Source organism: Gordonia sp. (in: high G+C Gram-positive bacteria) (genome assembly GCF_049647785.1).
Lineage (GTDB): Bacteria > Actinomycetota > Actinomycetes > Mycobacteriales > Mycobacteriaceae > Gordonia.
Genome location: NZ_JBARYI010000083.1, coordinates 1 through 10,553 on the forward strand (window position 1 = coordinate 1; position 10,553 = coordinate 10,553).

10 protein-coding genes are annotated in these 10,553 nt (G+C 62.7%); 5 read left to right on the forward strand and 5 right to left on the reverse strand.

What is annotated here, in order from left to right; translation table 11 throughout:
* Positions 1–154: 154 nt before the first annotated feature.
* The gene (locus WBA38_RS14585; RefSeq protein ID WP_424322997.1) at positions 155–2,203 is read right to left on the reverse strand and encodes a protein kinase domain-containing protein; all 2,049 of its coding nucleotides are present in this window, start codon (positions 2,201–2,203) and stop codon (positions 155–157) included.
* 24 nt (positions 2,204–2,227) lie between these two features.
* Positions 2,228–3,010 (reverse strand): phosphatase PAP2 family protein, encoded by a 783-nt coding sequence (locus WBA38_RS14590; protein WP_424322998.1) that lies wholly within the window; start codon positions 3,008–3,010, stop codon positions 2,228–2,230.
* A gap of 162 nt (positions 3,011–3,172) precedes the next feature.
* Between WBA38_RS14590 and WBA38_RS14595 the strand changes: the two genes are divergently transcribed.
* From WBA38_RS14595 to WBA38_RS14610, 4 genes are all read left to right on the forward strand, one after another.
* Entirely contained in the window at positions 3,173–4,219 is a 1,047-nt protein-coding gene (locus WBA38_RS14595; protein WP_424295134.1) for a phosphotriesterase family protein, read from the forward strand.
* Between the two features lie 39 nt (positions 4,220–4,258).
* On the forward strand, positions 4,259–4,741 hold the full coding sequence (locus WBA38_RS14600) for a Fur family transcriptional regulator (protein ID WP_424295132.1): 483 nt from the start codon (positions 4,259–4,261) through the stop codon (positions 4,739–4,741).
* A gap of 40 nt (positions 4,742–4,781) precedes the next feature.
* On the forward strand, positions 4,782–6,974 hold the full coding sequence (gene katG / locus WBA38_RS14605; RefSeq protein WP_424322999.1) for a catalase/peroxidase HPI: 2,193 nt from the start codon (positions 4,782–4,784) through the stop codon (positions 6,972–6,974).
* Positions 6,975–7,068: 94 nt separating this feature from the next.
* Positions 7,069–8,100, forward strand: coding sequence for an LLM class F420-dependent oxidoreductase (locus tag WBA38_RS14610; RefSeq protein WP_424295128.1), 1,032 nt, complete (start codon positions 7,069–7,071; stop codon positions 8,098–8,100).
* 348 nt (positions 8,101–8,448) lie between these two features.
* Here the strand turns inward: WBA38_RS14610 and WBA38_RS14615 are convergent, their stop codons facing one another.
* The 3 genes from WBA38_RS14615 to WBA38_RS14625 are packed head-to-tail and all read right to left on the reverse strand — an operon-like array spanning position 8,449 to position 9,890.
* Positions 8,449–8,727: a hypothetical protein gene (locus WBA38_RS14615; RefSeq protein WP_424323000.1), complete on the reverse strand. Its 279-nt coding sequence runs from the start codon at positions 8,725–8,727 to the stop codon at positions 8,449–8,451.
* A 7-nt stretch (positions 8,728–8,734) separates the two neighbouring features.
* Positions 8,735–9,550: an adenylate/guanylate cyclase domain-containing protein gene (locus WBA38_RS14620; RefSeq protein ID WP_424295125.1), complete on the reverse strand. Its 816-nt coding sequence runs from the start codon at positions 9,548–9,550 to the stop codon at positions 8,735–8,737.
* Between the two features lie 58 nt (positions 9,551–9,608).
* A complete protein-coding gene (locus tag WBA38_RS14625) occupies positions 9,609–9,890 on the reverse strand; it encodes a hypothetical protein (protein WP_424295139.1) in 282 nt (93 codons plus the stop codon).
* A 206-nt stretch (positions 9,891–10,096) separates the two neighbouring features.
* On the opposite strand from WBA38_RS14625, the gene WBA38_RS14630 reads away from it, so the two are divergent.
* Positions 10,097–10,441, forward strand: coding sequence for an RNA polymerase-binding protein RbpA (locus WBA38_RS14630; RefSeq protein WP_424295123.1), 345 nt, complete (start codon positions 10,097–10,099; stop codon positions 10,439–10,441).
* The last annotated feature ends 112 nt before the right edge of the window (positions 10,442–10,553 follow it).

The window sequence follows — 10,553 nt, forward strand, 5'->3', positions numbered from 1 at the left end:
AGCGGTGAGAAATGCGTTAGCGTGTGTCACGAAGACCTCCGGGTGTTGATGGTGAGTGTGGTAACCCAACATCCTGCCCGGAGGTCTTCGCCTACATCAGGTGTTCACAACGTCCCGAGGAATTACACCTAGCGCGACCGTGAGGGTGTGCAGGTTACGTGGCCTGTCCGGTAACCACGCGCAGACCCAGGATGGCCTTTTCAACCTCGGCCTGGCTGCGGCTGTCGCCGATCGGGCTGGCACCGAAAGCGAAGGTCATCGGTGATGAATCGATGACGACAGCGATGATGTCGTCACCCTGCACATCCGATCCGCCTCGGGCGACCCGAATCTGCGCCTTCATGAGGGTGTACTTGATCGACGAATTTTCAATCACATTGCTGCGAGTTTCACCGATCGTCGGTGCAGACGGCGAACTTGGCGCATAGCCGGGGTTCGTTTGCAGGCACTCGATGAACTTCCGGACGGTCGCTTCGGTATTGCCGCTGAAGTTCGACGGGAGCGTTCCGACCGTCACCTGAGCCATCCACGAACTATCCGGATTGGGCCGTGGTGCGACAACCCCGCTTGCCCGTGCCGCGAACGGGACGCGTGACCGCCCGTCGTCGGCTACCCAGCCGGGGCTCTTCGGCAACTCGTCGGACGGGATAGAGATCGGTGGGACGGCCACCGTCGTCGCCGAAACCCCTTGCGTGTCTGTGCCGACCGTGCATGCGGTGGGTACGCCCGCCACCACTTGCGGATCGCTACCAACGCTGGTCGACGGCGGAGATGTCGGAGCTGACGTGTCGCTAGTTGACGGGCTGGCGCTGGTGGCCACCGAAGAATCTGAAGCGTTTTTCGGCTTGTCAATGGAACGGAATAGGAAGGTGCCACCAACTGCCAGTGCAGCTACCAGAGCCAGAATGCCGAGCGCGATGAGAACCTTCTTCGATCCACTGCCCCCACTGGATGGTTGCGGAGAAGGTTGGGCACCGTAGGGCTGTTGTGGACCGAATCCGTACGGACCGGAATTCGGCGGACCCTGGTTAAACGGCGGTTGATTGAACGGCGGCTGGTTCGACGGACCTTGGCTCGGCGGGGCACCGTAGGTGGCGGCGGGTGAAGGCGGTGCCTGCGGCGTGCCGGAAGCCGGCGCAGCGTACGGGTTCTGCGGCTGCTGGGCCGGGCCCTGCGGCATCGGGTTCGGGTTAGCCAGGTTGGGCTGGCCAACATTGGGTTGACCGGAGCTTGGGGGAACCTGATTTCGGGGGTCCGACTGCGGGAGAGGCTGCGACGTTGGCTGCGGCGGGATCGGGGTGCCGCTGATCATCGTGGGCGCGTAAGCCGCACGCTGGCCGGGCTCAGCGCGGCGTGGACTGAAACCTGGCTTGGTCAGGGCGCCAGCAAGGTCTGAGGCAAAGTCGGCACACGTGCGATAACGCCTCGCGGGGTCCTTCTCCATGGCGCGCGCTATCACAGTGTCGACGGTCGGTGCGAGGGTCGGCAAGATGGCCGTCACACTCGGAGCCGGTGCCGAAAGGTGGGCACTGATAATGTCGGTGGGTTTGGGCAACGGGAACGGCGCGCGCCCGGTCAAGAGTCGAAATGCGGTGCACGCCAGTGCATATTGGTCAGTTCCGCCGTCGAGTTTCTCGCCCCGCAGCTGTTCCGGCGAGCTGTATTGAATCGAGCCAACCGTCAGGTTGGCAGCGGTGAGTGCGGTGTCATTGTCGATCGTGCGCGCGATACCGAAGTCGGTGAGGTAGATCTTGCGGCGCGACGTCGACGAATCGTCGACCAGAATGTTCGCTGGCTTCACATCACGGTGCAGCATGCCGTGCTCGTGTGCGTAGTCGAGTGCGTCGCCGACTGCCGACACGATCTGGATCACGGCTTCCGAAGTCATGGCACCAGAGGCATGCAGCAACTGATCGCAGTCCGAGCCCGGGATGTACTTCATCGCGATCCACAACTGACCATTGAACTCGCCGCGGTCGTACACGCTCACGATGCTGGGGTGGTCGAGTTGGGCGGCGAGATCGGCCTCGCGCGTGAAGCGGGCCCGGTAGGTCGGGTCGTCCGTCAGCTCAGTAGGAAGCACCTTGAGGGCGTCTTCGCGGGGCAGGCGTGGATGGGCAGCCAGGTACACCTCGCCCATTCCCCCAGCGCCCAGCTGCCGCACTATCCGATAGTTCGCAAAATTCTGCCCCGCGCTCAACATTGCTACAGCCTAAATCATGGAGCCCTACTTGGCGTTCGAGTGATCGACCCCGTGGTGATCGACCCCGTAGATATTGACCCTGGTGGTGATCGGCCCTGGTGCGGAGTGCATATCTTCCGAATGCTTGCCCGCCTGATGCTGCGAGGTCAGGAGATTCAGAATGGCTGGTACCAGAAGCGCGGCGATCAGGCCGACAAGGAGGCCAGCCGTCACGTCCGTCGCCCAGTGCATACCCAGGTATACGCGTGAGGCAGCGACGCTGACCGCGACGACGATTGCGACGGCGATTGCGACAACCGCGCGACCGCGATGTTGGTCTTGTCGGCGAGCTTGGATGCTCGCTCGGGGCAGGAGTACCACCGCCAGGCCGAAAGCCAAGGCTGCGGCACCGGTGGTGTGACCCGATGGGAAAGAGCCTGCTAGCTCATGGGCTTCCAATTGCCACGACAACGGGGGCCGCGTGCGGTGAACCAGGATTTTCAGCACCTCCGTGAGCGCGTCGGCAGACACAACGGTCAACACCAGCGCCAGGCCACGTGCTGTCGTCCTGTCGCGCCGCCACAGTAGGCCGCCGACGGCCAGAGCAATCAGAATCGAGGCGATCGGGCTCATCACCGTGGAAACAAACTCGGCAACGGTCGTTACGCCCGCGGACCGGTGTGCCAGCATCCATGACGTCACCGACTCATCCCATCCGGTGGGCCCGTTCACCGATAGCACGTAAACGCTCAGCGCGACGAGGGTCATCAGCAACAGAGAGCTGGCGACCAGTGGTTTGACCGCTGTCGCAGTCGGAACTTGGGGCATGCGTCAACGCTAAGAACTTCTCGCTTGGGAAACCCTGAGATGTGTGCACCCCACCGGGAAGAGAGCTTCGCCGGTACTCGCACATTGGGCCTTTTCAGCGACTACCTTTGGACGTTGATTGGCATGGCACCGCTTGGAGCCAACATTCCAACGAGAGGCGTCATGGCGAGGATCAACACCGCAGCCGGTCCGATAGATGCGGACCAACTGGGGACGGTGCTCTCACACGAACACATCTTTGTGCTCAACGAGGACTACCGGATCAACTTCCTTACCGACTGGGACGAAGCGGCCCGAGTCGACGAAGCCGTTGCCACGCTCACCGAGTTGAAGGCGGCGGGTGTCGATACGCTCATGGACGTCTCCGTTGCGGGGTTGGGGCGCAATGTAGAACGCATCGCCAAGGTCGCCGAGCGCGTCGAGCTCAATATCGTTGTCGCGACGGGACTGTTTACCTTTCACGATCTGCCTTTTCAGTTTCACTACACGGGGCCGGGCCTGGGTTACGACGACCTGCCGGATCCCCTCGATGCCGCTTTCATCCGCGACCTCACCGAGGGTGTCGGCGACACCGGCATTAAAGCGGGCTTCCTGTTCTGTGCCATTGAGGCTGAGGGACTCAGTTCCGGCGTGGAGCGAGTAATGCGGTCGGTCGGACGCGCCGCAGTCCAGACCGGGGCCCCCGTGGTGGTCCACACCAATCCGCACACGCAGTCCGGACTGATCGCGCAACGCGTCCTCGCCGAGGAAGGTGTTGATCTCACCCGGGTTCAGATTGCCCACAGCGGTGATACCACCGACCTCGACTACTTGATGCGACTCGCCGACGCTGGCTCGATCCTCGGGATGGACCGATTCGGGTTGGATGTGCTGCTCCCCTATTCAGACCGGCTTCGCACGGTGCGGGAGTTGGTTGAGCGCGGCTACGCAGATCGAATGGTGCTGTCTCAGGATTCGTCCTCGTTTAGCGATTGGTTCGACGTCGCCAAGCGGCAAGAGTACGTGCCGGATTGGGACTACTTCCAGATCACGAAACGAGTGATTCCCGACCTGTTGTCGGAGGGGGTGGATCAGCGCGCGATCGACATCATGACCCGCGACGTTCCGCGCCGTTTTCTGTCGTCGGGTGCGGCGCAAGCGGGGGTCGAGACGGAGGTCGGTGCGGCCGACCCGGCAGCCATTCGATCTATTTCGATGAAAAATTCCTAATTATCTGGACTTGGTACAGAAAAGTAGTACGATGTAGTCATGGCCACCGATTACACTTCCAAGATTCGCGAAGCCGGAATGCGCGTCACCCGGCCTCGGCTTGCGGTGCTGGCGGCCCTCGACACGCACCCGCACGCCGAAACCGACACGGTGTTGGCTGCTGTGCGTGAAGAACTTCCCGGCGTTTCTCGTCAGGCCGTCTACGACGTCCTGCACGCTCTCAGTGATGCCGGGCTCATCCGACGGATCCAGCCGTCGGGCCACGTGTCCCTCTATGAGACACGGGTGTTGGACAACCACCACCATCTCGTTTGCCGAGTATGCGGCGATGTCCAAGATGTTGACTGCGCTGTTGGCGAAGCGCCATGCCTGCAGGCGGCGTCCGACCACGGATTCACGATCGACGAAGCCGAGGTCATCTACTGGGGCGTGTGCCCCGCTTGCGCTGCAGTCGACGACACCACGCGTGAACCGGAGGACCCCGGCCCCGCGAACAGTTCAATCCGCGATCGAAATCCGTAGACAAACCCCCTGCGAAGTTTCATTACCGAAAGGAACTGCAGTGTCCGAATCTCAGCCCGAACCCACCCAGTGCCCCGTGACCGGTGGCATGGCCGCACCGTCCGAAGGCGGCGGAAACCGTGACTGGTGGCCCAAACAACTCAACCTCAAACTCCTCGCCGAAAACCCCGCCGAGGGCGACCCGATGGGTGCCGACTTCGACTACGCGAAGGAGTTCGCGTCACTCGATCTCGTTGCCGTCCGTCGTGACCTCGAGAACCTCATGCACGACTCGAAGTCGTGGTGGCCCGCCGACTACGGGCACTACGGTCCACTGTTTATCCGTATGGCCTGGCACGCTGCCGGAACCTACCGTGTCGCTGACGGCCGCGGCGGAGCCGGTCACGGCATGCAGCGGTTCGCGCCGCTCAACAGCTGGCCAGACAACGCAGGACTCGACAAGGCTCGTCGTCTGCTGTGGCCCATCAAGAAGAAGTACGGCAGCAAGCTGTCGTGGGGCGACCTCATTATTTTCGCCGGCAACGTTGCTCTCGAATCGATGGGCTTCAAGACCTTTGGTTTCGGCGGTGGTCGTATCGACAAGTGGGAGCCCGAGGAGATCTACTGGGGTCCAGAAACCACCTGGCTCGACGACGAGCGCTACACCGGTGACCGCGACCTTGAGAATCCGCTCGCTGCAGTGCAGATGGGTTTGATTTACGTCAATCCCGAGGGTCCGAACGGAAACCCGGATCCGCTGAAGGCGGCTATCGACATTCGCGAAACCTTTGCGCGCATGGCCATGGATGACGAAGAGACCGTCGCCCTGATCGCCGGCGGTCACACCTTCGGCAAGACCCACGGCGCCGGACCGGCCGACAACGTCGGCCCCGAGCCGGAAGCCGCACCGCTCGAGAACATGGGAATCGGCTGGAAGAGCTCGTACGGCACCGGTTCCGGCGCCGACGCCATCAGTTCCGGCATCGAGGGCGCATGGAACAGCACCCCTGTCACCTGGGACAACAACTTCTTCTGGACGTTGTTTGGCTACGAGTGGGAAACCTACACCGGACCCGCTGGCGCTACCCAGTGGCGCCCAAAGGACAACGCTGGGTCCACGAGTGTTCCCGACCCGCAGGATCCCGAGCAGCGTCACCAGCCGATGATGCTGACAACGGATATTGCACTCCGCGAAGACCCGATCTACGGCAAGATTTCGCGACGGTTCCTTGAGAACCCGAATGAATTCGCCGATGCCTTCGCTCGCGCATGGTTCAAGCTGACCCACCGCGACATGGGCCCTCTCTCCCGTTACCTCGGCAACGAGATTCCCAGCGAGACGCTGGTTTGGCAGGACCCGGTACCTGCGGCGACCTACGAAGCGATCGACGAGAGTGACGCTGCCGCGCTCAAGCAGCAAATCCTGGATTCGGGTCTCAGCGTCGCCCAGTTGGTGAAGACTGCGTGGGCGTCGGCGGCGTCGTACCGTAACAGCGACAAGCGCGGTGGTGCCAATGGTGGACGTGTTCGCCTGGAGCCACAACGCAACTGGACGGTCAATGAGCCCGCCGAACTCGACAAGGCGCTCACCGTGCTCGAGGGCGTGGCCGAGGCATTCAACTCCGAGTCGGGCACCAAGAAGGTCTCCGTGGCCGACGTGATCGTGCTCGGCGGCGCTGCGGCGGTCGAAAAGGCTGCCGCCGCGGCGGGCCACAAGGTCACGGTCCCCGTTTCACTTGGCCGTACCGACGCCTCGCAGGATGAGACGGACGTGGAGTCCTTCATCGTTATGGAGCCCCGCTGGGACGGATTCCGCAACTACCTGGCTGCGGATGCCCCGATCCCGGCCGAGTACCTGCTCGTCGACCGGGCACAGCTGCTAGGGGTCACCGGCCCGCAGATGACGGCACTCGTCGGCGGCCTACGTGTTCTCGGTGCCAACTACGGAGGGTCGCAGCACGGCGTGCTGACCGACCGTCCGGAGACGCTGTCGAACGACTTCTTCGTCAACCTCCTCGATATGGAAACCGAATGGACCGAGGCGGGCGACGGCACCTACGTCGGCAGCGACCTCGCATCCGGTGACCGCAAATGGACGGCAACTCGCGCCGACCTCGTCTTTGGTGCCAACGCGCAGTTGCGTGCTCTCGCCGAGGTGTACGGATCCGACGACGCCAGCGCCAAGTTCGTCGACGACTTCGTCGCTGCTTGGGTCCGGGTCATGGATGCCGACAGGTTCGATCTGCGCGGCTAATCACCACGCAGCGGCCCTCAGGCGGGAACCGCAAAACGAGCAAAGCCTCGCCGGAAAATACTTCCGGCGAGGCTTTGCTCGTTAGGCTCGGGGAATGAAACTCGGTCTGCAACTTGGCTATTGGAGCGCACAGCCGCCCACAAATCACCGCGAGCTCGTCGAAGCCGCCGAACGATCGGGCTTCGACTCGGTCTTTACCGCAGAAGCGTGGGGATCAGACGCCTACACGCCCCTGTCTTGGTACGGCAGCCAAACCCAGCGGCTCCAATTGGGGACCTCGGTCCTACAACTCTCTGCGCGCACCCCTACCGCGTGCGCCATGGCGGCACAAACACTCGATCACCTGTCCGGCGGAAGGCACATCGTCGGTCTCGGTGTGTCCGGGCCGCAGGTCGTCGAAGGCTGGTACGGGCAGTCGTTCGGCAAGCCATTGGCCCGCACGCGCGAATACATCGACATCATGCGCCAGGTGTGGGCGCGTGAAGCCCCCGTCACAAACGCTGGCCCGCACTACCCACTCCCGCTCGCTGGCGAAGGCTCCACGGGATTGGGAAAGCCTCTCAAATCGATCGTGCATCCCCTGCGATCCGACATTCCCGTGTATCTCGGTGCCGAGGGCCCGAAAAACATTGCCCTCGCGGCCGAGATTGCCGACGGATGGCTGCCGCTCTTCTTTACCCCGCGGATGGCGGACGAGTACAACGGTTGGCTTGATGAAGGCTTCGCACGTCCCGGAGCGCGCAACACTCGTGAGACCTTCGAAATCGCGGCGGTCGCGCAAATTGTCCTCACTGAGGATCGCGACGCCGCCTACGCCGCAATCAAGCCTTTCCTCGCGCTCTACATGGGTGGCATGGGTAGCGAGGACACCAACTTCCACGCCGAGGTGTACCGCCGGATGGGTTACGGCGACGTGGTTGACGAGGTCACCGCATTGTTTCGCAGTGACCGCAAGGCGGAAGCGGCCGCGATCATCCCCGATGCGGTCGTTGACGATTCGGCAATTGTCGGCGATGAGTCCCACGTTCGCGAACAGATCAAAGTGTGGGAGAAGGCTGGCGTGACGACCATGTTGGTGTCGGCGGGCACAGTCCAGGAGGTAGAGAGACTAGCGTCACTTATCTAGGCTGCGTTAGGTGAACGCCGGTTGGATTAGGTTAACAAAAGGTGAACCACGACCCAATGGAACTTGACATCACCTTGCCGCTAGGTTACAAATGAATGGACTGCAACTGACGGAGGAGGACTCCACCATGCACACCAGCACCAGTCCGACTTTTGTATCCAGGATCCGCGATCTCGCTCACCGAATTGCTGTCCGGATGGACCAGAGCGCTAACGAACGCCTGAGCATGCAACTTGGCAACATGCCGGTAGCTGTACTCGGCGCCGCTTAGCTGCTCGGCACTAACGACAACAGCAGGTCCCCGACGGAAACCCGTCGGGGACCTGCTGTTTCTTCGGTGGGACGTTGTTATCGGTAGGGGCGCGGCACCGCGCTCGTGAGGTGCCAGGAACCGCATTTGCACTCGTACGAACGAAGCGATGGGCGATCCCGCGACTGCCTGGCAATAGCGAGGATGGCGCCGGTGACCGCAGCAAGGGTCGGGTAGGCGATCTTCTCCGGTGTCGGACACTCAAATTGCACCGCAGGCACCACGCGTTCACGTTTGCGTGACCGTGACGAGTTCGCCGAGGTCCTGGCCTCCACACGCCGGTAGTAAGCCTCGAGATCGTCGTCGTCGAATGGCATGCGCGGATCAGACGGGTTCGTCGTACCGCGGCACCACGCGGAACACCTGAAGGCCCTTCGGCACGCCCTTCGCCTTGAAGCGCTTGCGGCGTACCACGTACTCATCGGCGTTGACCTCATCGAGCGCGGCCTGGCTCGCGTAGACCTGGCCACCGCCTGCTGCATCGCACACGCGAGCCGCAATATTGACGTCAACACCGAGAAAGTCGCCGCCCACCGCTCGCGGCATTCCGGAGTGCAAGCCAGCCCGCAGGGCGGGCCGGAAATCGCCGACGACAATTGCGCTCACGGCACCAACGGACTCGTGGGCGGCCGCGATCGCATCGCTGGCATCGACGAATACCGCCATGGTCCCGTCGCCGATGGTCTTGACTACCTGGCCACCGTGCGACTGGATTACTTGCTCGTGGACGTCGTTCACTTGTTCCAGCAACTCCAGAACTTGGTCGTCCCCCGCTCGCAATGCCCACGTGGAGAACCCGACGAGGTCGGTGAAAAGGATGGTTGCTGCGACGGGGCCGGTGGGGTTGGGTTGCCGACGTTCGACGAGCGACTGCCACACCACAACCGCGCCTAAACCGAGTTCGCGAATGGCGCTGGGGCGGTCGGGCCGAACGTCTACGAGCAGTCGTGCCACGCGGTCGGAAGTGCGATCGCCCGGTGGCAGAATCCCTTCGAACGGCGCGAGTCGGAGCGCCAGATGGGCGGCACGAATGGCGGTTGAGCTTTCGTCGGTGCGGGCCAGGAGTTCTCCGGCCCGCGCCAGTGCCCGACCGGACCCGCTGTCGGGTGCGGCGGCGTCAGCCTCGCGTTCGTCGTTCACGATGTTTAATCTTACTGCCGAGTACCGACAGTCGTCCGCACTCGGGACTGTGGGTCAGCTAACGCAAGCGTTCGGCTTCGCGAGCCAACCGCAGCAGTTCCTCGGTGAGTTCGGCCAGGGCTTCCCTGTCTGCCTGCTCTCCCAACGCGGTGGCGAGGTCTTCGGCAGCGCAGCGCAGGGCAAACATCCGGTCGCCGAGTTCGGCCGCTTCGGTCGGGCTCAAAATAATGGCGTCGGCGGGAATAGAAGTACCCTCAACCAGCGTTCTTTGTTCGTAGGCGCGCTGCCTGCATGACCGTTTGCAGTACTTGCGCCTACGTCCACGCTCCGAATCCACCATCTCGCGTCCACACCAAGCGCACGCGTACGGCCGCCGACGAAGACCTGGCTGGCCTGCAGCTTCCGGGGGCGGCGATGCGGTGGTCGGAGATTGAGACACATAGTGACGGTACCGCGGAACGCGGCCTGCGGCCCAGACCGCGTAGAATGGCACCGATCACCCGACATTGACGACCCCGACACCAGACCGATTGAGAGGAAGACTTCATGGCAGATCGAGTCCTGCGTGGCAGCCGGCTCGGAGCGGTGAGCTACGAGACCGACCGCGACCACGATCTCGCGCCGCGTCGCCTCGTCCAGTACCGCACCGACAACGGCGAAATCTTCGACATTCCGTTCGCAGACGAAGCTGAAATCCCCGGTACCTGGCCGTGCAAGAACGGTATGGAAGGCAAGCTCCTCGAAGGTGCTGCCCCCGAGGAAAAGAAGGGCAAGCCGCCGCGCACCCACTGGGACATGCTCCTGGAGCGTCGCTCGGAAGCTGAACTAGAAGTACTGCTTACCGAACGCTTAGACCTGCTGAAGCAGCGTCGTCGCGGCGGAACCGCATAAGCAAACACAAGGAAGGGCCCCGGGAATCACAGACTCCCGGGGCCCTTCCCCATCTCTCTCCGCGTCCGTTCTCGCATGATGCGTTGATTCCCGCACTATGTCAGACATAGTG